Below are 24465 nucleotides of genomic sequence, written 5' to 3' on the forward strand. Positions count from 1 at the left end.
GCCCCTGCGTTCCGTTCCGTGCGCGCGGGCCTTCCATTGCCCGCAGCGGTGGCAACGATACGGCAAACGACGGGAAAAATTCCATCGGAAAACAATTTCAGGGACGCAACGGCGGTGTCGCAACCCGCTTCATCAGGACAGGGCGGCGGTTCCCTCCCGCTGTTTGCGGATGCGGTCGTAGGCGGCGTTGATCAGCGCGAGTTTCTGGGTCGCCAGATCGACGAACTCCTGCGGCATGCCCTGGGCGACCAACCGGTCGGGGTGGTGTTCGCGCACCAGCGCCCGGTGGGCGGCCTTGATCGCCGCGTCGTCGTCGGTGGGCGACACCCCCAACACCTGATAGGGGTCGGCGCCGTCGGGGCCGCCCGCCAGATGGTGGCCGGCGAGGATGCGGCGGAAGGCGGTTTCGTCGAAGCCGAAGATGCCGGCGACGGCGTGCAGATAGGCGACCTCGGTCTCGTGCAGCTCGTCGTCGGCCTCGGCGATCATCAGCAGGCTGTCGAGCAGCTCCTCCAGCACCGCGTGCCGGTCCTCGAACAGGTTGGCGATCTGGCGGGCGTACTCCTCGAAGCCGTGGGTGTCGCGGCGGGCGAGGTCGAAGACGCGGCCGACATTCGCCAGCTCCTCCGGCGGGACGCGGAACAGGCGCTTGAAGGTGTCGACCTCCACCCGCTTCACCACGCCGTCGGCCCGCGCCATCTTGGCCGCCAGCGCGATCACCCCGATGGTGAAGGCGACCGACTGCTTGGCGGCCTCCGCCTCCGCGTCGCTCATCGGCTTGGACGCGCCCTCGGCCGGGCCGCAGGGCGACCAGCGGTCCACCGCATGGCCGGCCAGCCCGCCGAGCAGGGCGCCCAGCGGCCCGCCGGTGACCAGCCCGGCCGCGCTGCCCAGGATCTTGCCCCAAATGCTCATGATCCGCCTTCCGCCTCTTGCCTTCCGCTGGCCGATCCGAGGTCGTGCCGGCCGCAGCATAACGGCCGGATCGGGCCGGGCCAACTGTGGCTTCGCGGCAACAAAGGGGAATTGTTCGCATTGCAAAGCTCTAATAAGCGCTTGCGAAAATCGCCCGAGACGCCATGTTGCAATGCAACAAAGAGCGGCGCCGACCATCGGGCGCCCATCGGCCGCCCGCCCGATCCACCAAGAGACCGGATCGCCGCGCGTGGCCCCAAGGTCTGGGGAAAAACGTTCTGCCTGAATGCGTTTTCGGATTCGAGAACCGTGAGCAGAGCCATGCCTGTCATCCGCAAGATCATGCCGACCGAACTGCCCCTGTACCGGGCCCATCTTCTCCGTCTCGACCGCGCCGACCGCTACGCCCGCTTCACCGGCACCCTGTCGGACGACGCGGTGGAGCGCCACTGCGCCGCCATCGACTGGGGACGCACCACGCTGGTCGGCGCCTTCCTGAACGGGGAGCTGCGCGGCGCGGTGGAATTGTGCGGCGACCGCATCCTGTGGCCCAACCAGGCCGAATTCGGGATCAGCGTCGAGAAGGAGCTTCAGGGCAAGGGGGTCGGCAGCACGCTGGTCCGCCGCGTCCTGACCGTCGCCCGCAACCGCGGCGTCCGCCACGTCCATATGATGTGCATGGCCGGCAATGTGCGCATGCGGGCGCTGGCCCGCCGATTCGGCGGCCGGTTGGCGCTGGATTGCGGCGAGATCACCGCGCAGTTCGAATTGCCGCCGCCCAACCAGTTCTCGCTGGCGCTGGAAGCGCTGGAGGACGGCACCGGCGCCTTCAACAGCATCCTGGCCGGTGTGTCCGGCGCCCACCGCGAGCCGATCGCGGCTTGATACCGGCACGTCATTGACGTGCCGTATTGCGTTCAAACGCCACGCGGGCTTGCCCGCGCCCATGGGGGCGCGCCGCCGCCGTCGCGGCGGCCGGCGAGCGCTTGAAAGGGGTCGGTTCAAGCGCTCGCCGGTAGGGTCCCTGTGTTGTTTCCGCCGCGGCGTGGCGCCGTCGTCACGTCGCGGCATGGTGGCGGTTGAAATTCGCTGCCGGATGGCGAAACTCCGGCCCACGCGCGGCGCGGTTGCCGCGCGCGGATTTCGGCGGGTGCGATCATGGGCGTGGGCGTGGGCGTGAGCGGGAACGGGGTGAAGGGCGGGGCGGCCGATGGGGCTGGTGCCGGGGCCGGGCCGGGGCGCTGGCAGTTCTGGGTCGACCGGGGCGGCACCTTCACCGACATCGTCGGGCGCCGGCCGGACGGTTCGGTCGTCACCCACAAGCTGCTGTCCGACAACCCGGAGCGCTACGCCGACGCCGCGGTGCAGGGCATCCGCGAGCTGCTGGGGCTGAAGCCCGGCGAGCCGATCCCCGCCGACACGGTGGAGGTGGTCAAGATGGGCACCACCGTCGCCACCAACGCCCTGCTGGAACGCAAGGGCGAGCCGACCGTCCTGCTGGTGACCGAGGGCTTCGGCGACCAGCTCCGCATCGGCCACCAGGCCCGCCCCAAGATCTTCGCCCGCCGCATCACCCTGCCCGAACAGCTCCATTCCCGCGTCGTCGAGGTGCCGGAGCGGGTGATGGCCGACGGCCGCGTCCTGAAGCCGGTCGACCTGCACGCCGTCCGCCGCGGCCTCGAGGAGGCCTACCGCCAGGGCTTCCGCGCTGCCGCCGTCGTGCTGATGCACGGCTACCGCTACCCGGAGCACGAGCGGCAGGTTGCCTCGCTGGCCCGCGCCGTCGGCTTCACCCAGGTGTCGGTCAGCCATCTGGTCAGCCCGCTGATGAAGCTGGTCGGCCGCGGCGACACCACCGTCGCCGACGCCTACCTGTCGCCGGTGCTGCGCCGCTACGTCGACCGGGTCGCCAACGACCTCTCCGCCGGCGGCGGCCCGGTGCCGCTGATGTTCATGCAGTCGAACGGCGGCCTGACCGACGCCCGCCGCTTCCAGGGCAAGGACGCCATCCTGTCGGGACCGGCCGGCGGCGTGGTCGGCGCGGTGCGCACCGCGACGATGGCTGGCTTCGACAAGGTCATCGGCTTCGACATGGGCGGCACCTCGACCGACGTGTCGCACTACGCCGGCGAGTATGAGCGCGCCTTCGACGCCGTGGTCGCCGGGGTGCGGGTGCGGGCGCCGATGATGCACATCCACACGGTGGCGGCCGGCGGCGGCTCGCTCTGCGTCTTCGACGGCACCCGCTTCCGCGTCGGGCCGGACAGCGCCGGGGCCAACCCGGGCCCGGCCTGCTACCGCCGCGGCGGCCCGCTGACCGTCACCGACTGCAACGTGATGGTCGGCAAGATCCAGCCGCGCTTCTTCCCCAACGTCTTCGGCCCGAACGGCGACCAGCCGCTCGACGCCGAGGTGGTGAAGGCCCGCTTCGCCGAACTGGCGGCCAAGGTCAACGCCGCGCTCGGCACCACCATGACGCCGCAGGAGGTCGCCGAAGGCTTCCTGCGCATCGCCGTCGACAACATGGCCAACGCCATCAAGAAGATCTCGGTGGAGCGCGGCTACGACGTCACCGGCTACACGCTGAACGGCTTTGGCGGCGCGGCCGGCCAGCATGTCTGCGCCGTCGCCGACGCGCTCGGCATGACGCGGGTGTTCCTGCACCCGCAGGCCGGCGTGCTGTCGGCCTACGGCATCGGGCTGGCCGACACGGTGGCGATCCGCGAGCGCGCGGTGGAAGGCCCGCTCAGCGACGCGGTGGTCGACCGGCTGACCATGCTGTTCACCGACCTGGAGACCGAGGGCCGGGCCGAGCTGACCCGCCAGGGCATCGCCGCCGACCGGCAGGTCATCCACCGCCGCGTCCACATCAAGGCCGGCGGCTCCGACACCACGCTGACCGTCGCCTTCGGGTCGAAGGTGGCGATGAGCAAGGCGTTCGAGGAGGCGCACCGCCAGCGCTACGGCTTCCTCACCCCCGGCGCCGCGCTGGAGGTGGAGTCGGTGACGCTGGAGGCGGTCGGCCTGACCGACGTGCTGGAGGACCCCGACCGCCCCGCCGGCACCGCCGTGTTGCCGCGCCGGCTCGCCACCGTCGCCATCCACAGCGGCGGCCAGCGCCGCGAGGCGCCGCTGTACGACCGCAGCCACCTGCAGCCCGGCAACCGCGTCGTCGGTCCGGCGGTGCTGGCCGAAGCGGTGTCGACCACGGTGGTCGAGCCCGGCTGGATGGCCGAGGTGACGCGCAAGAACCATCTGGTGCTGACCCGGCTGGAGCCGGCCACCCAGCGCACCGCCATCGGCATCAAGGGCGCCGCCAAGGTCGACCCGGTGATGCTGGAGGTCTTCAACAACCTGTTCATGTCGATCGCCGAGCGGATGGGCGTGACGCTGGAGAAGACCGCCCGCTCGGTGAACATCAAGGAGCGGCTCGACTTCTCCTGCGCCCTGTTCGACCGCGACGGCGGGCTGATCGCCAACGCCCCCCACATGCCGGTGCATTTGGGGTCGATGGGCGAGAGCGTGCGCGCGGTGATCGGGCGGCGCGGCGGCGCCTTCGCCGCGGGCGAGAGCTTCGCGCTGAACGACCCCTACCATGGCGGCACCCACCTGCCGGACATCACCGTCGTCTCGCCGGTGTTCGACGAGGCGGGCAAGGAGCTGCTGTTCTTCGTCGCCTCGCGCGGGCATCACGCCGACGTCGGCGGCATCACCCCCGGCTCCATGCCGCCCGACAGCACGACCATCGCCGACGAGGGCGTGCTGCTGGACTGCGTGCCGCTGGTCGAGGCCGGCCAGTTCCGCGAGGAGGCGATGCTGGAACTGCTGCGCTCCGGCCCGCACCCGGCGCGCAACCCGGCGCAGAACATCGGCGACCTCAAGGCGCAGGTCGCCGCCAACGAGCAGGGCACCCGCGAGTTGCACCGCGTCGTCCGCCTGCACGGGCTGTCCACCGTCACCGCCTACATGCGCCACGTCCAGGACAACGCCGAGGAGCAGGTCCGCCGCGCCATCGGCGTGCTGAGCGACGGCGACTTCGCGGTGACGCTGGACAACGGGGCGGTGATCAAGCTGCGGGTGTCGATCGACCGCGCCGCGCGGTCGGCCATGGTCGACTTCACCGGCACCAGTTCGCAGCTGTCCAACAACTTCAACGCCCCGTCGGCGGTCTGCCGGGCGGCGGTGCTCTACGTCTTCCGCTGCTTGGTCGACGACGAGATTCCGATGAACGAGGGCTGCCTGCGCCCGATCGAGATCATCATCCCGCCGGGCAGCATGCTGGCGCCCAACCCGCCGGCCGCCGTGGTCGCCGGCAACGTCGAAACCAGCCAGTGCATCGTCGACGCGCTGTTCGGCGCGCTGGGGGTGATGGCGTCGGCCCAGGGGACGATGAACAACACCACCTTCGGCAACGAGTGGCACCAGTATTACGAGACGGTGTGCGGCGGCTCCGGCGCCGGCAACGGCTTCGACGGCACCGACGCGGTGCAGACCCACATGACCAACTCCCGCCTGACCGACCCGGAGGTGCTGGAATGGCGCTTCCCCGTGTTGGTGGAGAGCTTCCGCATCCGCCGCGGCTCGGGCGGGACCGGGCGCTGGCGCGGCGGCGACGGGGTGGTGCGCCGCCTGCGCTTCCTGGAACCGATGACCGCCGCGATCCTCGCCAACCACCGCAAGGTCGCCCCCTTCGGCCTGAAGGGCGGCGCCGACGGGGCGCTGGGGCGCAGCTGGGTCCAGCGCGCCGACGGTACGGTGCTGGAACTGGCCTCGCAGGACCGCGCCGCGATGATGCCGGGCGATGCGCTGGTGATCGAGACGCCGGGCGGCGGCGGCTTCGGCGCGGCGGGCTGACGCGCGGGCAGGGGAGGGGCGGCCCGCGCCGCCCCGGCATTCCACCCCTGCGCCGCGCTGATCTTGCCAAGGGCTTGCCCGCCGCTTTAGCCTTTCTTGGTCATACGAATGAACCACCGAAGCGGGAGGACAAACCCCATGACCGTCATCGCCACCACCCAGCCGCGTGCGGCCCTGACCGAGGAGGCCCGGGCCGAGTTGTCGGCTCTGCTGGGCGATCGGTTCACCACCTCGCTGCCGGTGCGCGAGCATCACGGCAAGGACGAGTCCTACCACACCCCGTGCCCGCCCGACGGCGTCGCCTTCGCCACCTCGACCGAGGAGGTCAGCGCGATCGTCCGCATCTGCGCGCGGCACAAGCTGCCGATCATCCCGTTCGGCACCGGCACCTCGCTGGAGGGCGGCATCGCGGCGCTGGCCGGCGGCATCACCATCGACCTGTCGGGCATGCAGCAGATCCTGCGCGTCAGCCCGGAGGATCTGGACGTCACCGTCCAGGCCGGCGTCACCCGCAAGCAGTTGAACGAGCATCTGCGCGACACCGGCCTGTTCTTCCCAATCGACCCCGGCGCCAACGCCTCGCTGGGCGGCATGACGGCGACCCGGGCCAGCGGCACCAACGCGGTGCGCTACGGCACGATGCGCGAGAATGTGCTGGGGCTGACCGTGGTGCTGGCCGACGGCCGCGTCATCAAGACCGGCGGGCGGGCGCGCAAGTCGGCCGCCGGCTACGACCTGACCCGGCTGTTCGTCGGCTCCGAAGGCACGCTGGGCATCATCACCGAGGTGACGCTGAAGCTCTACGGCATCCCCGAGGCGATCTCGTCCGCCGTCTGCGCCTTCCAGACGATCAAGGGCGCCGTCGACACGGTGATCCAGACCATCCAGTCCGGCATCCCGGTCGCCCGCATCGAGCTGCTGGACGAGGTCCAGATGGGCGCGGTCAACGCCTACTCCAAGCTGGATTACGCCGTCGCCCCCACGCTGTTCTTCGAGTTCCACGGCACCGAGGCCGGCGTGAAGGAGCAGGCGGAGATGGTCGCCGCGCTGGCCGAGGAGCATGGCGGCCTGGAATTCACCTGGGCCACCCGGGCGGAGGACCGGTCGAAGCTGTGGCAGGCCCGTCACGACGCCTATTACGCGGCGCTGGCGCTGCGTCCGGGGTCGAAGGGCTGGCCGACCGACGTCTGCGTGCCGATCTCCCGCCTTGCCGACTGCATCATGGAAACCAAGCAGGATCTGGCGGAGTCCAACATGCTGGCGCCGATGGTCGGCCATGTCGGCGACGGCAATTTCCACCTCGTCTACGTCATCGACCCCGACAAGCCGGAGGAGATGGCCGAGGCCCAGCGTCTGGCCGACAAGATGGTGTCCCGCGCGCTGGCGATGGGCGGTACCTGCACCGGCGAGCACGGCATCGGCTATGGCAAGATGGCGTTCCTGGAGCAGGAGACCGGCGAGGCCTACGCCGTCATGGGCGACCTGAAGCGCAGCTTCGACCCCGACAACCTGATGAATCCGGGCAAGGTGGTGCGGGTCTGAACCACCGGCGGTCTCGCTCGGGGCTATCACCTGCGGCATAGTGCTTACGGTGAAGCCCTGGCTTGTGCGGCGGCGATTATCGCACCTACCGTTGGAGGTACCGACTGTCGGTGCGGCGCGACGATCCCGTGGCGCCGCCGCCCAACCTGGAGACCGCTCATGAAGCTCGCCGTCCTTGCTCTCTCCCTCGGTGTCCTGTCCTTCGGTGCGCTGTCCGCCGCCGCCCCCGTCCTGGCGGACGACAACGCGAAGTGGGTGGCCCAGTGCATGAAGGACAACTCCGATGCCAAGGTGTCGGAAGCGGTCGTGAACAAGTACTGCGTCTGCATGAACAACAAGATGGACGACAGCGAGACCCGCACCATCACCCAGTGGGAAAAGGCCAACCCCGAAGCCCGCAAGGCCTGCGAGAAGGCCGCCGGCTGGGAGTGATCCCGGTCGTCCGCGATTGAGGGTTCAGCCGTGATGGAGGCCCGGTTCCCGAGGGGGACCGGGCCCTTTTCGTGTCAGGCGTCCCTCACCGGAACCGTGGCCGCCGGCCCGCCTTCAGCGCCTGCACCGCCTGGTCCAGCGTCTGGAGGAATTGCGACTTGTCGCGCTGGCTCATCGGGGCGTTGCCGCCGCCGACCACGCCCATGTCGCGCAAATCCTGCATCAGCGCCCGCGTCGCCAGCGCGGTGCCGACGCTGTCCGGCGTGAAGGGGCGTCCCGTCGGGCCGATCACCACGGCGTTGCGCTTCACGCAGCGGTCGGCCAGCTGGATGTCGGCGGTCACCACCACGTCGGTCGCGCCGGCGTGCTCGGCGATCCAGTCGTCGGCGGCGTCGAAGCCGTCGCTGACCACCACCAGCTCGGCCACGCACTCGGTCGGCAGGCGCAGCGGCGCGTTGGCGACCAGCCAGACCTTGCAGCCGGTGCGGCCGGCGACCTTGTAGATTTCCGCCTTCACCGGGCAGGCATCGCCGTCCACGTAGATCTCGACCAACGCCGCTCTCCCTCTCGTCCCGATCAGCCAACATGGTTTCGCCCGCCGTTCTTATGCGCTAAAACCTCGAGTCAGCGAAGTGGCGCCGTTCGGCGGCGCCTTTTTCTTTCCCCGGTTGAGAAAGTCGGAGCGGCGCATGGCGTCCTATCAGTATGTCTACGTCATGAAGGGCCTGACCAAGGTCTATCCTGGCGGCAAGAAGACCCTCGACAACGTGTGGCTCTCGTTCCTGCCGGGGGTGAAGATCGGCGTGCTCGGCGTGAACGGCGCCGGCAAGTCGACGCTGCTCAAGATCATGGCCGGCCTCGACAAGGACTACTCCGGCGAAGCCTGGGTGGCGGAGGGCGCCAAGGTCGGCTACCTGCCGCAGGAACCGCAGCTCGACCCGACCAAGACCGTCCAGGAGAATGTCCTGGAGGCGCTGGGGGAAACCAAGGCCCTGCTCGACCGCTTCAACGAAGTGTCGAACCTGATGGCCGAACCCGACGCCGACTTCGACGCGCTGCTGACCGAACAGGGCGAGCTGCAGGAGAAGATCGACGCCGCCGACGCCTGGGACATCGACCGCACGGTCGAGATCGCCATGGACGCGCTGCGCTGCCCGCCGGGCGACGCCGACGTGACCAAGCTGTCGGGCGGTGAGAAGCGCCGCGTCGCGCTGTGCAAGCTGCTGCTGGAAAAGCCCGACCTGCTGCTGCTCGACGAGCCGACCAACCATCTCGACGCCGAATCGGTGGCGTGGCTGCAGAAGCACCTGGAGGACTACAAGGGCACCGTCGTCCTGGTCACCCACGACCGCTACTTCCTCGACAGCGTCACCGGCTGGATCCTCGAACTCGACCGCGGCGCCGGCATCCCCTACGAGGGCAACTACTCGTCCTGGCTGGAGCAGAAGCAGAAGCGCCTGGAGCAGGAAGGCCGCCAGGAGGAGTCGCGTCAGAAGCAGCTCGCCACCGAGCTGGAATGGATCCGCCAGTCGCCGCGCGCCCGTCAGGCCAAGAGCAAGGCCCGCATCACCGCCTACGAGACGATGCTGGCCGAGAGCGGCAAGGAGCAGGCCGGCGAGACGAAGATCGTCATCCCGGTGCCGCCGCGCCTGGGCAACGTCGTCATCGAGGCGGAGAACATCGCCAAGGGCTTTGGCGACCGCCTGCTGATCGACGGCCTGTCCTTCCGCCTTCCGCCCGGCGGCATCGTCGGCGTCATCGGCCCGAACGGCGCCGGCAAGACCACCCTGTTCCGCATGATCACCGGGCAGGAGGGGCCGGACGCCGGCACCTTCCGCGTCGGCGACACGGTGAAGCTGGGCTATGTCGACCAGAGCCGCGACAGCCTGAACCCGAAGAAGTCGGTGTGGGAGGAGATCTCCGACGGGCTCGACCTCGTCGAGCTGGGCAAGAAGACCATGCCCAGCCGCGCCTACGTCTCCAGCTTCAACTTCCGCGGTCCCGACCAGCAGAAGAAGGTCGGCCAGCTGTCGGGCGGTGAGCGCAACCGCGTCCACCTCGCCAAGATGCTGAAGTCCGGCGCCAACGTCCTGCTGCTCGACGAACCGACCAACGACCTCGACGTCGACACCCTGCGCGCCCTGGAAGACGCGCTGGAGGGCTTCGCCGGCTGCGCCGTGGTCATCAGCCACGATCGCTGGTTCCTCGACCGCATCGCCACCCACATCCTGGCCTTCGAGGGCGACAGTCACGTCGAGTGGTTCGAAGGCAACTTCCAGGACTACGAAGCCGACAAGAAGCGCCGCCTGGGCGCCGACGCCGACCAGCCGCACCGCATCAAGTACAAGCCGCTGGTGCGCGGCTGACCTTACCGGCCGCACCCCCGTCCGTCGGGCGGGGGTGCGGCCCTCCGCCGTCCCGTTCCGGCAGGAGATGTCTCCCATGGCGCGCCCGGACACGGCCAACCTTGTCCGTTACTGGCAGGACCGGACGGTGGGCGGCCTGTTCCTTCTGCACGCCGACTTCACCCGGCATGACTATGCGCCGCACACCCACGAGGCGATCGTTGTCGCCGTCACCGAAGCCGGCGGGTCCGAGTTCCGCAGCCGGGGCGTGACGCAGGAGGCGACGAGCCGCTCCCTGCTGGTGTTCAACCCCGCCGAGGTCCATTCGGGGCGGATGGGGTCGAGCGGCAACTGGCGCTATCGCTCCTTCTATCTGCGCCGTCCGGCCATCGACCATGTCGCGCGGCTGGTCGGCATCGACCGCGTCCCCGGCTTTACCGAAAACCGCATCACCGACACCGGCCTTGCCGACGCCTTTCTGGCGCTTCACCGCCTTTTGGACGGCGATGGTGACCCGATGCTGGCCCAGGAACGGCTGGCCGGCTGCTTCGGCGGCCTGATCGACCGGCACGCCGCAGGGGCCGCGATGGTTCCGCGGGCGCCGGGGGACGCGGTGACGGTGGCGCCGCTGCTGGCGCTGATCCACGACCGTCACGCCGACCCGCTGACCCTCGACGACCTTGCCCGCGAGGCGGGCCTGACCGTCTTCCAACTGATCCGGCTGTTCAAGCGGACGGTCGGGTTGACGCCGCATGGCTACCTGACCCAGGTCCGGCTGACCGCAGCCGTCCGCCGGCTGGAGCGCGGCGCGCGTCTGGCCGACGCCGCAATCGACGCCGGCTTCTACGACCAGAGCGCCTTCACCCGCCATTTCAAGCGGGCCTACGGCATCACCCCGCGCTGCTATGTCCGGGCCTTCCGCGGCTGACATCCCAGCCGGACCGACCCTGCAATTTCCGCCAATACCGTCGTCGACGCGGCCGCCATCATCGCCGGGAACACGGGCGGAGTCCGGAACAGAACGGATGGGGAGCGGGATGGTGGACTTGGTCGGAAGCGGCTTTGGCGGCCAGGTGGTTCTGGTCACCGGTGCGACGTCGGGCATCGGGCGGGCGACGGCGTTGGCCTTCGCCCGCGCGGGCGCCCTGGTGGTGGCCGCCGGCCGCGACCGGGAACGGGGCGAGGCCGTGGCCGGCGCCTGCGCCGACGCCGGGGGCAGCGCGGTCTTCCTGGCCGCCGACCTGACCGAACCGGACGCGGTGCGCGCGCTGGTCGCCGCGGTGGCGGCGCGCTTCGGCCGGCTGGACATCGCGTTCAACAACGCCGGCTATCAGGAACCGCGCGCCGCGCTGGCCGACCAGCCCGACGACGCGTTCCGGCGGGTGTTCGCCACCAACGTCGAATCGCTCTTCCACGCGATGAAGGCGGAACTCGCCGTCATGCTGGAGCAGGGCCAGGGCGTGATCGTCAACAACGCGTCGGTGAGCGGCGTCCGCAACCCCAACCCGGGCCTGTCGCTCTATTCGGCGTCGAAGGCCGCGGCGATCTCCCTGACCCGGTCGGCGGCGCTGGAGTATGCCCCCCGCGGCATCCGGATCAACGCGGTGTCGCCGGGCCGGGTGGTCACGCCGATGATGCTGGGCTCGGGCATCGCCGACATGGCGACGGTCGCGGCCGGGCTGCCGTCACGCCGCCTGGGGGAACCGGGCGAGGTCGCGCAGGCGGTGCTCTGGCTGGCGTCCGATGCCGCGTCCTTCGTGATCGGCCACAATCTGTGCGTGGACGGCGGCTTTCTGGCCACGTGATCGCGTGCGCCGGCCCAAACGGACGGAGGCGGCCCTGGGGCCGCCTCCGTTTGTCGTTGCCGGGACCGTTGGAAGCGTCAGCGCTTCAGGTCGGTGCGGTCGGTCGGCAGGTCGGTGCGCTTTTCGCCGCGGGCGTCGTCGATCTCGACCTCGGTGCGGCGCACGGTGTCGCGGACGGTTTCGGCGCGCTCCTCGACGTCCTTGCGGACCACCACCGTTTCACGGACATGGGCGGTCTTGCCCACCACCGCTTCCTCGTCGGTTTCCGTCACCTCGATGGTGCGTTCGCGGAAGGCGTCGGCGGGGATCTCGGCGGTGCCGCCCGGGCGGCGTTCGACGGTGACCGTCTCGTCGCGCAGGCGCACCTGCTCTTCCACCGGGGTTTCGACGACGTAGCTGCGGACGCGGACGCCGCCGCGCTCGACGGTGCGCTTGCCGATGTGGACCTCTTCCTCGACCAGCGGGATCTGCTGCTCGCCTTCCACCGTGCCGGTGCGGGTGGTTTCGGCGTTGACGTCGCGCATCGCCGTGGCGGCGTCGGTCAGGCGCTCGTCAGCCAAGGACTTGTCGGTCATGGAGGTGTTGACCGAGGTCTGGCCGACCGAGTAGCGCAGGCGCTCCTCGTCCGCCGACCGCTCGTCGTAATAGTCGGAGGTCTCGTCGAAGCCGGTCCAGCCGGCGTTGCGGTAGGCGGTGCTGCGCTCCTCGACGTCGACGACGTTGCCGCGCTCCAGCACATCCATGGCGCGGCTGACGTCGTCCTCGTCGATGCGGAGCTTCAGCAGCGAGCCGCCGCGGCGCACGCCCTCGGCGTAGACCTGGGCGTCGTGGTGCGGCACGCCCCAGCCGGTCAGGCGGGAGAGGATGCTGCCGGCGGTGCGGCCGCTGCCGGAATAGGCGCCGGTCGAGCTGTCCGACGGCACGCTGGTGGGCACGTCGCTGCGCGCCGTCGCCATGTCGGTGTCCCACAGCGCCGCATCCGTCGGGTCCGGGCGGCTGTCGCCGAGCGTTCCGCCCGTGCCGACCCCGGTCAGGTCGGCGTGCGACAGGATCTCGATCGCGCTGACGTCGAAACCGGAGGATTGCAGGTCCTGCGAGGCGCTCATCGCGTCGGTCCGGTGGTCGTAGAGGGCGACGATGGTCTTGGTCATCGGCTTTACTCCTCGAAAGGTGGCTGTGTGGTGGCGGTGGGGGGCCCGGACGCGGCGTCGTGATCCCGCCCGGCGCCGCCTTCCAGGGCGATGCGCTCGACGGTGGCCTGCTCGGAGCGCAGGGTGACGGGCTGCTCGACCTCGGTGGTCCGCTTGGTCTTGCGGACGTGGATCTCCTCGCGGAGCACCAGACGGCGCTCCACCACCAGGACTTCCTCGACCAGCGGGATCACCGTGACGTCGCCCTCCTGGCGGACATCCGGGTAGGCGTCGATCTCCCGGTCGACGGGAACGCGGGTCACGATGGCGTCCTCGTGATCCAGCGTGTCCCGGACCAGGGCCTCGCGTTCGGAGACGCGGGTGGTCACCCGCACGCGGCTGCGGTCCACCCGCTGCTTGTCGACGGTCACCGACTCGTCGTGCAAGGGGATGACCGCGTCCCGTTCATCGGGCGGGGTCATGGCGGGCCGGCCAGGGCGGGTGAGCCCATGGCTCAACGGAACAGAAGGTAGAGGACGATCGCGACGATGATCAGGCCGAGGATGATCCACATCCAGTTCATCCCCGACCCGGCGACTCCGCCGCCGGCGCCGTCATACACACCAACTTTCTTGGGCTTTTGTTCGTCTGCCATGGGAAGCCTCCGGTGATTGTGGCCATGTCTGGCGTGCCACCATCAAACAGGAGGTCGACAAGATCGTTCCGGTGAATAAACGATCCCTATGGTTGAACGATTTCAGATGGAAACCAAGGGCTTGTTCGGGATGCGTCCTGCACGCGGACCGGGTCCGTCCGCGTTCACCCGGCCATCTTCTGGTGTTCCAGGAAGGCGGTCTTCAACAGCGCCTTCAGGTCGTCGCCATACTGGTGGAAACGGACCGACAGTTGCCCGCGCTCCTCGTCGCGGTGCAGGACGACCAGGTTGGCGACGGCGGCGACCTCCTTGCGGTCGGTCATGACGACGCGGGCCTGGAAGGTCTGGCCGCGCTGGTAGGGCTGGTCGACCGCCAGCAGGCACAGGCCGCCGACCGACCAGTTGCGCGCGGGAAAGCTGCCATGTTCGGTGTGGACGACCAGACCGGGGCGGACGAAACGCTTCTGGCGGCGGCGTTCTTCCGGCGGCGGGGGCGGGAAGGGGCTGGCGGCCGACTGGAGGTCGATGCCCGAGCCGTCGGTCAGCGTGTGCGTGAAGACGGCGCCGCGGACGATCGCCGGCCCCATCGTCGAATCCCGCAGGTCGGCGTCGGAGAAGTCGGCGCCCTCGAAATTCGCCGGCCAGGCGCGGCCGCCGGCCAGCGGCACCGGGCGGGCGTCGATTCCGTTCATCAGCGTGTGGGCCAGATAGGCGCGGCGCAGCGTCGCCCCGCGCAGCACGGCGTCGCGCAGGTCGGCCTCGTCCAGGTCGATGTAGGACAGCTCCGCCATTTCCAGGCTGGCCTTGGTCAGGCGGGCGCCGGGCAGGCGGCAGCGGCGCAGGCGGGCCGCCGCCAGCGTGCGCCCGTGCAGGTCGACCCCCGCCACCGTCACGAGGTCGAGGTCGAGTCGCAGGCCCTCCGCGCCGCCGCTGTCGACCCAGCGTTCGTGCCGCTCGACCAGCTCCAGGAACTCGGCGACCGGCATCGCGGTGTAGGTGGGCGGCACCACCGCTTCCGGCGGCAGCGAGAAGGGGATGAAGGTGCGGGTCAGCGTGGCGTGGTCCATCACCGTGTTGCCGAACACCACGCCGTCCAGGTTGGCCCCGCAGAAATCGGTGCCCATCAGCACGGCCGACGTCAGCTCCGCCCCGGTCAGGTCGGCGTCGTTCAGGTCGGCGCCGGTCAGGTCGCAGCCGGTGAAGTTGGCCCCGGCCAGGATCGACCGTTCCATCTTGGCCTCGGTCAGCCGGGTGGTGCCGGTGCCGCGGGGCTGCCCGCCTTCGGCCGTGGCACCATCGACCAGGGAACCGGCGCGGAAATCGGCGCCGCGCAGGTTGGCGTCGGTCAGCAGCGCCCGGTGCAGGTTGGCGCCGCGCAGGTCGGCCCCGGTGAGGATGGCGCCCGACAGGTTCACCCCCTCCATGTCGGCGCCGAACAGGTCGGCCTGCGACAGGTCGGCCTTCACCATGCGGGTGTTGACCATGCAGGCCCCGGCCAGCTTGGCGCCGGCCAGCGACACCCGTTCCAGGTTCAGCCGCGACAGGTCACGAAAGCTGAGGTCGGCGCGGCGGCCGCTGCTGGGACGTTTCAGCCACGCCTGATGCGACTGGATGATCGTCCGCAGTTCGTCGACCTCGGTCGCATCGCGTTCGGCCATGGCGGCGGGATCCCGGTTTCAGCGTATGACGAAGGGCAGGCGCATCGCCGCAAGATAGCCCTTTCGATGCGGCGCGTCACGGGTGCGATCACCCGCCGCTCACCATGCGCGCGCAACCCGCGCATGAAAAGGGCCGCCTTCGCGGGAAGGCGGCCCCTGCAGCCCGGTTGCCGATCCGGCCTGGATCAATCCGCCGGCACCAAATCCGCCGGCACCGATCAGCCGGTCTGGCCGACCTTCTGGCGCAGCGCCTGGATGAGCGCGTCGACCCGGCCGCCGTTCTGTTCGACGACGGAGGCGAATTCCTGCCGCTGGGTTACGCCCATGCTGACATTCTCCACCACCACGTCGATGATCTTGAAGCCGGTGGGGGTCTTGCGGACACGCCAGCTGACGTTGACCGGCGGACCGCTCGGGCGGACGATCTGGGTCGTCACCATGCTGTCGGCCTCGCCGGCCGGCGCCGTGCCGGTGATCTTGAACGTCTCGCCGGAATATTCGACGAAGCGCTCGGCGTAGGTGTTGACGATCATCTGCTCGAACAGCTTCTGGTACTCGGCCCGCTGCGGTTCGGTCGCCGAGTTCCAGTAGCGGCCGAGCACCCAGCGGCCGATGTACGGCACGTCGAAGCCGGCGTTCAGCAGCACCCGGAAGCGCTCCGTCGCCTGGGGACGCGACAGGCTCTTGTCCGAGAAGGTTGCGATGGCGTCGTTCCCCAGTTTCTGGATGAACGCGCTGGCCCCCTGGTCGGCGCCTTGGGCAGCGGCCGGGGAGATGAAGGTGTGGCCGGCCCAACCGCTCACCGCGAGCAGGGCAGCGCACGCGACGAAATGGCGGCGTGTCAGCATGATTGGGCGAAAAGTGGCGGTTGTTGCGGCTTTGTCAACGGTCATCTGACCTTTTGGGCGATCCGGGCCGGCACCGCGGTGACGCGGTGCCGGTCTTGCGGGACCGGTCCCCGTGCCGATCAGGGCTTGGGGGTGCTGGTGTAGTCCGGGAAGTCCGGCGTGGCCGGGCCCTTGCGGTTCTCGATCTCCGCCTGGCGCTGCTGCTGGTGCAGGCTGCGCACGGTGGCGTAGAAGTCCAGCGAGTTGCGGCGCAGGTCGTCCACCGACTTCAGCACTTCGGAGCGGCGGTCGACCGCGCCGACGCCGGCGCGGGTGTACATCAGGCCCTGGCCGTGATGGGCGTAGGCCCAGATGCGGACCGGGTCGCCGACGGTGTCGACGCCATAGCCGACGGCGTCGCGCACGTTCGACGGGCCCAGCAGCGGCAGCACCAGGTACGGCCCGTCGCCGAGGCCCCACACCGCCAGCGTCTGGCCGAAATCCTCCGGCGCGTGCGGGATGCCGGCCTGGCTCGCCACGTCGGCGATGCCGCCGACGCCCAGGATGGTGTTGGTCATGAAGCGGCCGGTCGCGTTCGTCGCCCCGTCAACGTTGCCCTGGAGCAGGTTGTTGGCGATGTAGAGCGGCCCCATCAGGTTGTCGATGAAGTTGTGGATCGCGTCGCGCACCGGGTCGGGCACGACGCCGACATAGACCTCCGCCGCCGGGCGCAGCGCCAGGACGTCGACGGCCTCGTTCGCGGCGAACACGAAACGGTTCGGGATTTCCAACGGGTCGTTGACCTGATAGGCGGCGTCCTTCGCGCCCGGGTCGGCCGGGTTGGTTGCGCAGGCCGTGGCCGTCAGCGCGAGCGCCACCACGGTGACCGTGCGGAGGAGGGAGCGGGAAAGGCTGGCCAGCTTCATGTGCGACGGCTCTTTGGCTGATGGCTCGACTCGGGGCGGGGCGCCGCGGCATCCCTCCACAACCGAAGACTCCGTCATCGGGAGTCCTCAACTCTGGCAAGGTGGCGGCGCGGTCGCTGTGAAGATTGGGCGAGAAATCCCATAATTTCCACTGCTTCGTGACCTAACACAGGCTCGGCCGTTTGGCCAGCGCCCGCCGCCGGTCGATCCGGGGCGCGGCGGCGACTGTGATGGCTTTGCCGCACCGGCCGCGGACACAGTGGAATCCTGCGGCTATGACCATGAAACAGGAGGCAAACGGGGTGGCGGAGCGAAGCGCGGCGCCCGCCGTGCGAAAAGCGGTTTACGACGCATAAAGATATCTTTATATCTGTATCCGGATCGGCGGGGCGTGGTGTCCCGTCCGGCCGGCTGCCATTCTGACCCGAATCGGACACGAGGCGATGGACGATCTGCTGGCGACGCTGAAGGCGGCGGCGGAGACGACGCGGCTGAGGCTGCTGGCGCTCTGCGCGCACGGCGAGCTGACGGTGACCGAGCTGACCCAGATCCTGGGCCAGAGCCAGCCGCGCGTCTCGCGCCATCTGAAGCTGCTGTGCGACGCCGGGCTGCTCGACCGTTTCCGCGAGGGCACCTTCGCCTTCTACAGGCTGGCGGAGCGCGGCGCCTCGGCCGGGCTGGCGCGCGTGCTGGTCGACGCCATCCCGGAGGATGATCCCACCCTGACGCTCGACCTGGAGCGGCTGGAGGCGATCAAGCGCGGCCGGTCGGAAACCGCCGCCGCCTATTTCCGCGAGAATGCCGCCCGTTGGCACGAGATCCGCTCCCTTCACGTCGCGGAAGGCGAGGTCGAGGCCGCGCTGCTGCGCCTGTTCCCGAAAGAGGGGGTGGAGGAGCTGCTGGACATCGGCACCGGCACCGGACGGATGCTGGAGGTGCTCGCCGGGCGCGTCCATCGCGCGGTCGGGGTAGACCAATCGCGCGAGATGCTGGCGGTCGCCCGCACCAAGCTGGAACAGGCGGGCCTGCGCCACTGCCATGTGCGGCAGGCCGACATGTACCAGTTGCCGTTCCCCTCCGGCTCGTTCGACGCCGCGGTGATCCACCAGGTGCTGCACTTCACCGAATCGCCGGCCGAGGTGCTGGCCGAGGCGGCGCGCGTGCTGCGTCCCGGCGGCCGGCTGCTGGTCGTCGATTTCGCCCCCCATCAGCTGGAGGCGCTGCGCGAGGAACACGCGCACCGCCGGCTGGGCTTCTCCGACGCGGAGGTCGCCGGCTGGTGCCGCCAGTCGGGCCTGGAGTGCGGCCCGGTGGTGCATCTGCCGGGCGACCCGCTCACCGTCTCCATCTGGCCGGCCACCCGCCTCGCGGCGGCGGCATCGGCGTCCACCCCTCAAACCGCCCTTTCGCTCAGCGGAGTCCCGTCATGACCGCGCCCCTCTCTGCGCCGCCGTCCGTCAGCTTCGAGTTCTTTCCGCCCAAGACGGAGAAGATGGAGCAGAGCCTGTGGCAGTCGATCCAGCGGCTGGCCCCGCTGGCGCCCAGTTTCGTGTCGGTGACCTACGGCGCCGGCGGCTCGACCCGCGAGCGCACCCACGCCACCGTCTGCCGCATCCAGGATGAGACCGGCATCCCGGCCGCCGCGCACTTCACCTGCGTCGGCGCCACGCGCGACGAGATCGACGGCATCGCCCGCACCTATTGGGACGCCGGCATCCGCCATCTGGTGGCGCTGCGCGGCGACCCGCCGGAAACCGCGGGCGGCGTCGGCGGCCGCTACGAGCCGTTCCCCGGCGGCTACGCCTACGCCGCCGATCTGGTTGCCGGGATGAAGCGCATCGCCGACTTCGAGATCTCGGTCGCCGCCTACCCGGAGAGCCATCCGGAGGCGCCGAGCGCCCAGTTCGACCTGGACAACCTGAAGCGCAAGGTCGACGCCGGGGCAACCCGCGCCATCACCCAGTTCTTCTTCGACAACGACGTCTATTTCCGCTTCCTCGACCGTTGCGCCGCCGCCGGCATCCATGTGCCGATCGTGCCCGGCATCCTGCCGATCACCAACTTCGCCCGCGCGGTGGAGTTCGCCGGCAAGTGCGGCGCCTCGATGCCCGCCAAGCTGGCCGAAACCTTCGAGGGCCTGGACGCCGACCCGGAAACCCGCCTGCTGGTCGCCGCGACGGTGGCGGCGGAGCAGTGCCAGGATTTGCAGGCGCAAGGCGTCAACGACTTCCACTTCTACACCCTGAACCGCTCCGACCTGACCATCGCCATCTGCCGGATGCTGGGCGTGAAGGCGAAGGCGGCGCCGGCGGCGGTGGCCGGGTAGGGCACTGAACGCCGCTCTGTGGTAGCGTGGGGCGGCGGAACGTCACGGGAGGGCGATGCCATGGACAGCCGGATCGGATACGACGCCGATTTCCTCGCCTGGACCGAGGAGCAGGCCCGCATGCCGGCCGACGCATTGCCCGTGGATTGCCCTTACACACTGGATCTTCTGCTGAACGACGATTGGTGGCCGATCAACCGCCACGGCCTCGCCTGACCCCGCCTTTGCCCCGAACCCGCCCAAGCAACGGATAAGAACCCTCCCCATGCCCCACATCCTCGACACCCTGCGTGACCGTGTACTGCTTTGCGACGGCGGGTTCGGCAGCCGCATCCAGGCGCTCGACCTCGACGTGGAGAAGGATTACTGGGGGCACGAGAACTGCACCGACATCCTGCCGCTGTCGCGCCCCGACATCGTCCGCGACATCCACCGCGGTTATTTCGAAGCCGGCGCCGACATGGTGGAGACCGACACCTTCGGCGCCTCCCCGGTGACGCTGGGCGAGTTCGGCATCTCCGAGAAAGCCTTCGAGATCAACCAGCGCGCGGTCGAGCTGGCGCGCGAGGCGGCGGAGAGCTTCAGCGACGGGCTGCCGCGCTTCGTCATCGGTTCGATCGGGCCGGGCACCAAGCTGCCCAGCCTGGGCCACATCGCCTACCAGGCGGCGGAGGACAGCTTCTATGTCCAGGCCGCCGGCCTGATCGCCGGCGGGGCCGACGCCATCCTGGTGGAAACCTGCCAGGACCCGCTGCAGATCAAGGCCGCGGTCAACGGCATCAAGCGGGCGCGGCTGGAGGCCAAGGCCGACACCCCGGTCTTCGTCCAGGTGACGGTGGAGACCACCGGCACGCTGCTGGTCGGCACCGACATCGCCGCGGCGGCCACCGTCATCCAGGCGCTCGACGTGCCGCTGATGGGGCTGAACTGCGCCACCGGCCCGCTGGAGATGAGCGAGCATGTGCGCTGGCTGTCGCAGAACTGGCCGGGGCTGATCTCGGTCCAGCCCAACGCCGGCCTGCCGGAGCTGGTCGATGGCAAGACCCACTACCCGCTGCGCGCCGACGACTTCGCCCACTGGCTGGAGCGCTTCGTGACCGAGGACGGGGTCAACCTCGTCGGCGGCTGCTGCGGCACCAACGTGCCCCACATTTCCGCGGCGAACGCCATGCTGCGCAAGCTGGCGCCGGCCGGCTCGCACCGGCCCAACCCGAAGGGCCGCACGGTGCATTGGGTGCCGGCGGTGGCCTCGCTCTACGGTCAGGTCACGCTGCGCCAGGAGAACGCCTTCTTCGCCATCGGCGAGCGCTGCAACGCCAACGGCTCCAAGAAGTGGCGCGAGCTGCAGGAAAAGAACGACTGGGACGGCTGCGTCGAGATGGCGCGCGATCAGGTCAAGGAGGGCTCCCACGCGCTCGACGTCTGCACCGCCTTCGTCGGCCGCGACGAGGTGGCGGAGATGAACGCGGTGATGTCGCGCTTCGTCGGCTCGGTCACCGCGCCGCTGGTGGTCGATTCCACCGAGTACGGCGTGCTGGAGCAGGCGCTGGCGCTCTATGGCGGCAAGGCGATCCTGAACTCGATCAACTTCGAGGACGGCGAGGAGCCGGCGCGCAAGCGTCTGGCGCTGGCCAAGAAGTTCGGCGCCGCCGTCATCGCGCTGACCATCGACGAAGAGGGCATGGCGAAGACGCCGGACCGCAAGCTGGCCATCGCCAGGCGGCTCTATGATCTGGCGGTGAACGAGTATGGGCTGGCGCCGTCCGACCTGCTGTTCGACCCGCTGACCTTCACCATCGCCACCGGCAACGAGGACGACCGCAAGCTCGCCATCTGGACGCTGGAGGGCATCGAGGCGATCGCCCGCGAGATGCCCGGCTGCCAGATCATCCTCGGGCTGTCCAACGTCTCGTTCGGCCTGAACGCGGCGGCGCGCCATGTGCTGAACTCGGTCTTCCTCGACCATGCGGTCAAGAAGGGCATGACCGGGGCCATCGTCCACGTCTCCAAGATCCTGCCGCTGCACCAGATCCCGGAAAACGAGGTCAAGACCGCCGAGGACCTGATCTTCGACCGCCGCGCCGAGGGCTACGACCCGCTGCACGCCTTCATCGCCCTGTTCGAGGGCCGCAAGGCGGCCGACGCGAAGAAGAAGGCGCGGGCGGAGACTGTCGAGGACCGGCTGAAGGAGCGCATCGTCGACGGCGACCGCACCGGCCTGGAGGACGATCTGGCGGAGGCGATGAAGAGCCACCCGCCGCTGGAGATCATCAACACCTACCTGCTCGACGGCATGAAGGTGGTCGGCGAACTGTTCGGCGCCGGCAAGATGCAGCTGCCCTTCGTCCTGCAATCGGCCGAGACGATGAAGGCCGCCGTGGCGTGGCTGGAGCCCCACATGGAGAAGGTGGAGGGCCAGCAGAAGGGCACGCTGGTGCTGGCGACGGTGAAGGGCGACGTCCACGACATCGGCAAGAACCTCGTCGACATCATCCTGACCAACAACGGCTACAAGGTGGTCAACCTCGGCATCAAGCAGCCGGTGACCGCCATCATCCAGGCCGCCAAGGAGCATAAGGCCACCGCCATCGGCATGTCGGGCCTGCTGGTGAAGTCCACCGTGGTGATGCGCGAGAACCTGGAGGAGATGACCCGCGAGGGGCTGGAGGTGCCGGTGCTGCTCGGCGGCGCCGCGCTGACCCGCGCCTATGTCGAGGGCGACTGCGTCGCGTCCTACGGCTCCGGCCGGGTCGCCTACGCCGGCGACGCCTTCGACGGGCTGACCCTGATGGACAAGGTGGTGGAGGGCAGCTTCGACCAGCAGCTCGCCATCCAGCAGGCCAAGCGCGTCGGCAAGGCGACCAACCGCCGCCGCGTGCTGGGGCAGGCGACCAGCGCCGCCACCGGCCCGGTCGACAAGGACGCCGTCCGCGCCCGCCGCCACCGGCTGGCCGAGGGCGTGCCGGTGCCGACCCCGCCCTTCTGGGGGCCGAAGCTGATCGACCATGTCCCGTTGAAGACGCTGGTCACCTACCTGAACGAGCGGATGCTCTACCAGCTGCAATGGGGCTACCGGAAGGACGGCAAGTCCTTCGAGGAGTTCAAGGAGTGGTCGAAGAAGGAGCTGCGGCCGGTGCTCGACCGCATTCTCCAGATCGCGGCGAAGGAGGAAATCCTGCGCCCCACCGCGGTCTACGGCTATTGGAAGGCGGCGGCCGACGGCAACGACGTCATCCTGTTCGAGCAGGACGGCACCACCGAGGCCGCCCGCTTCTCGCTGCCCCGCCAGGGCAAGGAGGATGGCGAGTGCATCGCCGACTTCCTGCGCGACGTGAACGATCCGGAGCGTGACGTGCTGGGCCTCCAGGTCGTCACCATGGGCCAGCATTGCGCCGAGGTGGCGCGGTCGTGGTTCGCCGAGAACCGCTACCAGGACTACCTCTACCTGCACGGCCTGTCGGTGGAGATGACCGAGGCGATGGCGGAATACGTCCACGCCCGCATCCGCGCCGAATTGGGCTACGGTGCCGAGGACAGCCGCGACAAGGAGAAGCTGCTGCAGCAGGCCTACCGCGGCAGCCGCTACAGCTTCGGCTATCCGGCCTGCCCGAACCTGAAGGACCAGGAGCAACTGCTGACGCTGCTGGACGCCGGCCGCATCGGCATCGAGATGTCGGACGAGGACCAGCTCCATCCGGAGCAGAGCACCTCGGCCATCGTCCTGCACCACCCGCGCGCCAAGTACTTCTCGGTCTGATGGGATCCTCCGCCGCCCGTTCCGTGTTAGGATGGGCGGCGGAGGGCTTCCATGGCGGTTGTCGATGAAAAGCTGCAAACCCTGCTGGACCGGATCGTCCCGGCCCTGCAGCCGGAGGCCGTCTACCTGTTCGGCAGCCGGGCGCGCGGCGACTTCCATGAGGACAGCGACTACGACCTGCTGGTGATCGTGCCGGACGATGCGCCGAAGGAACGGCGGTCGGCGGTGTTTGCCCATGCGGCCAAGGCGGGCACCGGAATCCCGGCGGACATCGTGCCGTGTCGGCGCTCGTTCTTCGAGGCGAACAGGGACCAGGTCGGGACATTGAGCTACAAGGCCACCCATGAAGGGGTGCGGGTCTATGGGGCTTAGGGTCGGACCGGAGGCGTGGCTGACCGCGGCGTCAGTCGATCTGCGTGCGGGCCGGGCGTGCCTGTCCGTTCCCGACCCCATCGTCACGGCGGCGACCTACCATTGCCAGCAGGCTGCTGAGAAGCTGGTCAAGGCCGTGCTGGTCTGGCTCGACGTTGATGTGCCGCGCTCCCATGACATCGACGCGCTCGTGATGCGTATTCCCCGCGGGCTGCCGCTGCGGGAGGCCCTGCTGCCGCTCGGGCGCTTCACCGCCTACGCCACGCTGTACCGATACCCGGGAGAAGCGGGGGATGTCACCGATGAGCCGACCGCGGAGGACGTGTCCGGTTGGCTGGGCGAAATCGCATCTCTGCGGGATGGTGTTGCGCTGGCCATCTCCGCTGGGAACGGAGCCCATCCATGACCACCGCCGCCCCGCTCGACCTCCACCGCGCCACGGTCCGGCCGGAGTGGATCGATTACAACGGGCACATGAACGTCGCCTATTACCTGTTGGCCTTCGACCATGCGACGGACGCCGTGCTCGACCGGTTCGGGATCGGCAAGGCGTATGTGGCGGCGGAGAACCGGTCGGTGTTCGTGGTCGACGCGCATCTGACCTACGCCCGCGAGGTGACGGAGGGGGCGCCGCTGCGCTTTGCCTCCTGGGTGCTGGGGGCCGATGCGAAGCGGCTGCACCTGTTCCACGAGATGCGGCACGGGGATGAGGGCTGGCTCACCGCCACCGCCGAGTTCATGCTGCTGCACGTCGATCTGGCGGAGCGCCGGACCTGCCCCTTTCCGCCGGCGGTCGCCGCCGCGCTGGCCGGGCAGGCCGCCGCCCACGCCGCCGGGCCCTGGCCGCCCCAGGCCGGGCGGGCGGTGCGGCGGTTGGGCGGCGCGAGCGACCCTTGACGGTTGGGCGCGCCGGACGCCGAA

Annotated in this window: 23 protein-coding genes; 14 read left to right on the forward strand and 9 right to left on the reverse strand. The window is 69.6% G+C overall.

Annotation, left to right across the window (positions count from 1 at the left end; genetic code table 11):
* Positions 1 to 132: 132 nt before the first annotated feature.
* Together TSO352_RS24940 and TSO352_RS33630 are read right to left on the reverse strand one after the other, a co-directional pair.
* Complete coding sequence (locus TSO352_RS24940; protein WP_109109832.1) at positions 133 to 915, reverse strand: TerB family tellurite resistance protein; 783 nt, start codon at positions 913 to 915, stop codon at positions 133 to 135.
* A complete protein-coding gene (locus TSO352_RS33630) occupies positions 912 to 1238 on the reverse strand; it encodes a hypothetical protein (RefSeq protein ID WP_146210794.1) in 327 nt (108 codons plus the stop codon). The genes TSO352_RS24940 and TSO352_RS33630 overlap by 4 nt, the downstream gene beginning before the upstream one ends.
* Between TSO352_RS33630 and TSO352_RS24945 the strand changes: the two genes are divergently transcribed.
* From TSO352_RS24945 to TSO352_RS24960, 4 genes are all read left to right on the forward strand, one after another.
* On the forward strand, positions 1237 to 1800 hold the full coding sequence (locus TSO352_RS24945; protein WP_109109833.1) for a GNAT family N-acetyltransferase: 564 nt from the start codon (positions 1237 to 1239) through the stop codon (positions 1798 to 1800). The two genes, TSO352_RS33630 and TSO352_RS24945, sit on opposite strands and share 2 nt — an antisense overlap.
* A 306-nt stretch (positions 1801 to 2106) precedes the next feature.
* Complete coding sequence (locus tag TSO352_RS24950) at positions 2107 to 5769, forward strand: hydantoinase B/oxoprolinase family protein (RefSeq protein ID WP_109110862.1); 3663 nt, start codon at positions 2107 to 2109, stop codon at positions 5767 to 5769.
* Positions 5770 to 5907: 138 nt separating this feature from the next.
* On the forward strand, positions 5908 to 7311 hold the full coding sequence (locus TSO352_RS24955; protein WP_109109834.1) for an FAD-linked oxidase C-terminal domain-containing protein: 1404 nt from the start codon (positions 5908 to 5910) through the stop codon (positions 7309 to 7311).
* A gap of 159 nt (positions 7312 to 7470) precedes the next feature.
* On the forward strand, positions 7471 to 7743 hold the full coding sequence (locus TSO352_RS24960) for a hypothetical protein (protein ID WP_109109835.1): 273 nt from the start codon (positions 7471 to 7473) through the stop codon (positions 7741 to 7743).
* Between the two features lie 85 nt (positions 7744 to 7828).
* On the opposite strand, the gene TSO352_RS24965 is transcribed toward TSO352_RS24960, so the two are convergent.
* Entirely contained in the window at positions 7829 to 8296 is a 468-nt protein-coding gene (locus TSO352_RS24965) for a YaiI/YqxD family protein (protein ID WP_109109836.1), read from the reverse strand.
* Between the two features lie 136 nt (positions 8297 to 8432).
* Between TSO352_RS24965 and ettA the strand changes: the two genes are divergently transcribed.
* From ettA to TSO352_RS24980, 3 genes are all read left to right on the forward strand, one after another.
* On the forward strand, positions 8433 to 10109 hold the full coding sequence (gene ettA, locus TSO352_RS24970) for an energy-dependent translational throttle protein EttA (RefSeq protein WP_109109837.1): 1677 nt from the start codon (positions 8433 to 8435) through the stop codon (positions 10107 to 10109).
* 76 nt (positions 10110 to 10185) lie between these two features.
* Positions 10186 to 11016 (forward strand): AraC family transcriptional regulator, encoded by an 831-nt coding sequence (locus TSO352_RS24975; protein ID WP_109109838.1) that lies wholly within the window; start codon positions 10186 to 10188, stop codon positions 11014 to 11016.
* A 109-nt stretch (positions 11017 to 11125) separates the two neighbouring features.
* Positions 11126 to 11893 carry a glucose 1-dehydrogenase gene (locus TSO352_RS24980; RefSeq protein WP_109109839.1) on the forward strand — a complete coding sequence of 256 codons (768 nt, stop codon included), beginning with the start codon at positions 11126 to 11128 and terminating at the stop codon, positions 11891 to 11893.
* A gap of 77 nt (positions 11894 to 11970) precedes the next feature.
* Here TSO352_RS24980 and TSO352_RS24985 read toward each other — a convergent pair whose 3' ends face one another.
* The 6 genes from TSO352_RS24985 to TSO352_RS25005 all read right to left on the reverse strand — a co-directional run bounded on the left by TSO352_RS24985 (position 11971) and on the right by TSO352_RS25005 (position 17089).
* Positions 11971 to 13044, reverse strand: a complete 1074-nt coding sequence (locus TSO352_RS24985; protein ID WP_199231716.1) for a YsnF/AvaK domain-containing protein — start codon at positions 13042 to 13044, stop codon at positions 11971 to 11973.
* 5 nt (positions 13045 to 13049) lie between these two features.
* A complete protein-coding gene (locus tag TSO352_RS24990; protein WP_109109840.1) occupies positions 13050 to 13505 on the reverse strand; it encodes a YsnF/AvaK domain-containing protein in 456 nt (151 codons plus the stop codon).
* A gap of 32 nt (positions 13506 to 13537) precedes the next feature.
* On the reverse strand, positions 13538 to 13678 hold the full coding sequence (locus TSO352_RS33330; protein ID WP_158284632.1) for a hypothetical protein: 141 nt from the start codon (positions 13676 to 13678) through the stop codon (positions 13538 to 13540).
* A 164-nt stretch (positions 13679 to 13842) separates the two neighbouring features.
* Positions 13843 to 15336 (reverse strand): pentapeptide repeat-containing protein, encoded by a 1494-nt coding sequence (locus tag TSO352_RS24995; RefSeq protein WP_109109841.1) that lies wholly within the window; start codon positions 15334 to 15336, stop codon positions 13843 to 13845.
* 218 nt (positions 15337 to 15554) lie between these two features.
* Positions 15555 to 16184, reverse strand: a complete 630-nt coding sequence (locus TSO352_RS25000) for an ABC transporter substrate-binding protein (RefSeq protein WP_109109842.1) — start codon at positions 16182 to 16184, stop codon at positions 15555 to 15557.
* Between the two features lie 119 nt (positions 16185 to 16303).
* A complete protein-coding gene (locus tag TSO352_RS25005) occupies positions 16304 to 17089 on the reverse strand; it encodes a VacJ family lipoprotein (protein WP_109109843.1) in 786 nt (261 codons plus the stop codon).
* A 443-nt stretch (positions 17090 to 17532) separates the two neighbouring features.
* On the opposite strand from TSO352_RS25005, the gene TSO352_RS25010 reads away from it, so the two are divergent.
* From TSO352_RS25010 to TSO352_RS25035, 7 genes are read left to right on the forward strand one after another with little or no spacing between them, the layout of a single operon-like run.
* Positions 17533 to 18519: a metalloregulator ArsR/SmtB family transcription factor gene (locus TSO352_RS25010; RefSeq protein ID WP_109109844.1), complete on the forward strand. Its 987-nt coding sequence runs from the start codon at positions 17533 to 17535 to the stop codon at positions 18517 to 18519.
* Positions 18516 to 19415, forward strand: coding sequence for a methylenetetrahydrofolate reductase [NAD(P)H] (gene metF / locus TSO352_RS25015; protein WP_109109845.1), 900 nt, complete (start codon positions 18516 to 18518; stop codon positions 19413 to 19415). The genes TSO352_RS25010 and metF overlap by 4 nt, the downstream gene beginning before the upstream one ends.
* 60 nt (positions 19416 to 19475) lie before the next feature.
* Positions 19476 to 19631, forward strand: a complete 156-nt coding sequence (locus TSO352_RS33635) for a DUF29 domain-containing protein (RefSeq protein ID WP_146210795.1) — start codon at positions 19476 to 19478, stop codon at positions 19629 to 19631.
* Positions 19632 to 19680: 49 nt separating this feature from the next.
* On the forward strand, positions 19681 to 23172 hold the full coding sequence (gene metH, locus TSO352_RS25020) for a methionine synthase (RefSeq protein ID WP_109109846.1): 3492 nt from the start codon (positions 19681 to 19683) through the stop codon (positions 23170 to 23172).
* Positions 23173 to 23223: 51 nt separating this feature from the next.
* Complete coding sequence (locus TSO352_RS25025; RefSeq protein ID WP_109109847.1) at positions 23224 to 23544, forward strand: nucleotidyltransferase domain-containing protein; 321 nt, start codon at positions 23224 to 23226, stop codon at positions 23542 to 23544.
* On the forward strand, positions 23534 to 23950 hold the full coding sequence (locus tag TSO352_RS25030) for a HEPN domain-containing protein (protein ID WP_109109848.1): 417 nt from the start codon (positions 23534 to 23536) through the stop codon (positions 23948 to 23950). The genes TSO352_RS25025 and TSO352_RS25030 overlap by 11 nt, the downstream gene beginning before the upstream one ends.
* On the forward strand, positions 23947 to 24441 hold the full coding sequence (locus TSO352_RS25035; RefSeq protein WP_109109849.1) for a thioesterase family protein: 495 nt from the start codon (positions 23947 to 23949) through the stop codon (positions 24439 to 24441). The genes TSO352_RS25030 and TSO352_RS25035 overlap by 4 nt, the downstream gene beginning before the upstream one ends.
* Positions 24442 to 24465: the final 24 nt, after the last annotated feature.

Source organism: Azospirillum sp. TSO35-2 (genome assembly GCF_003116095.1).
Classification (GTDB): Bacteria; Pseudomonadota; Alphaproteobacteria; order Azospirillales; family Azospirillaceae; genus Azospirillum.

Excerpts from the sequence above, each read along its gene's own strand:
- TSO352_RS24940 (WP_109109832.1), bottom strand. The coding sequence starts at position 915 with ATGAGCATTTGGGGCAAGATCCTGGGCAGCGCGGCCGGGCTGGTCACC.
- TSO352_RS24990 (WP_109109840.1), bottom strand. The coding sequence starts at position 13,505 with ATGACCCCGCCCGATGAACGGGACGCGGTCATCCCCTTGCACGACGAG.
- metH (WP_109109846.1), top strand. The coding sequence starts at position 19,681 with ATGCCCCACATCCTCGACACCCTGCGTGACCGTGTACTGCTTTGCGAC.
- TSO352_RS24945 (WP_109109833.1), top strand. The coding sequence starts at position 1,237 with ATGCCTGTCATCCGCAAGATCATGCCGACCGAACTGCCCCTGTACCGG.
- TSO352_RS33635 (WP_146210795.1), top strand. The coding sequence starts at position 19,476 with ATGGACAGCCGGATCGGATACGACGCCGATTTCCTCGCCTGGACCGAG.
- TSO352_RS24985 (WP_199231716.1), bottom strand. The coding sequence starts at position 13,044 with ATGACCAAGACCATCGTCGCCCTCTACGACCACCGGACCGACGCGATG.
- TSO352_RS24995 (WP_109109841.1), bottom strand. The coding sequence starts at position 15,336 with ATGGCCGAACGCGATGCGACCGAGGTCGACGAACTGCGGACGATCATC.
- TSO352_RS25035 (WP_109109849.1), top strand. The coding sequence starts at position 23,947 with ATGACCACCGCCGCCCCGCTCGACCTCCACCGCGCCACGGTCCGGCCG.
- TSO352_RS24980 (WP_109109839.1), top strand. The coding sequence starts at position 11,126 with ATGGTGGACTTGGTCGGAAGCGGCTTTGGCGGCCAGGTGGTTCTGGTC.
- TSO352_RS33330 (WP_158284632.1), bottom strand. The coding sequence starts at position 13,678 with ATGGCAGACGAACAAAAGCCCAAGAAAGTTGGTGTGTATGACGGCGCC.
- TSO352_RS25010 (WP_109109844.1), top strand. The coding sequence starts at position 17,533 with ATGGACGATCTGCTGGCGACGCTGAAGGCGGCGGCGGAGACGACGCGG.
- TSO352_RS33630 (WP_146210794.1), bottom strand. The coding sequence starts at position 1,238 with ATGGCTCTGCTCACGGTTCTCGAATCCGAAAACGCATTCAGGCAGAAC.
- metF (WP_109109845.1), top strand. The coding sequence starts at position 18,516 with ATGACCGCGCCCCTCTCTGCGCCGCCGTCCGTCAGCTTCGAGTTCTTT.
- TSO352_RS24955 (WP_109109834.1), top strand. The coding sequence starts at position 5,908 with ATGACCGTCATCGCCACCACCCAGCCGCGTGCGGCCCTGACCGAGGAG.
- TSO352_RS25000 (WP_109109842.1), bottom strand. The coding sequence starts at position 16,184 with ATGCTGACACGCCGCCATTTCGTCGCGTGCGCTGCCCTGCTCGCGGTG.
- TSO352_RS25005 (WP_109109843.1), bottom strand. The coding sequence starts at position 17,089 with ATGAAGCTGGCCAGCCTTTCCCGCTCCCTCCTCCGCACGGTCACCGTG.
- TSO352_RS24960 (WP_109109835.1), top strand. The coding sequence starts at position 7,471 with ATGAAGCTCGCCGTCCTTGCTCTCTCCCTCGGTGTCCTGTCCTTCGGT.
- TSO352_RS25025 (WP_109109847.1), top strand. The coding sequence starts at position 23,224 with ATGGCGGTTGTCGATGAAAAGCTGCAAACCCTGCTGGACCGGATCGTC.
- TSO352_RS24975 (WP_109109838.1), top strand. The coding sequence starts at position 10,186 with ATGGCGCGCCCGGACACGGCCAACCTTGTCCGTTACTGGCAGGACCGG.
- ettA (WP_109109837.1), top strand. The coding sequence starts at position 8,433 with ATGGCGTCCTATCAGTATGTCTACGTCATGAAGGGCCTGACCAAGGTC.
- TSO352_RS25030 (WP_109109848.1), top strand. The coding sequence starts at position 23,534 with ATGGGGCTTAGGGTCGGACCGGAGGCGTGGCTGACCGCGGCGTCAGTC.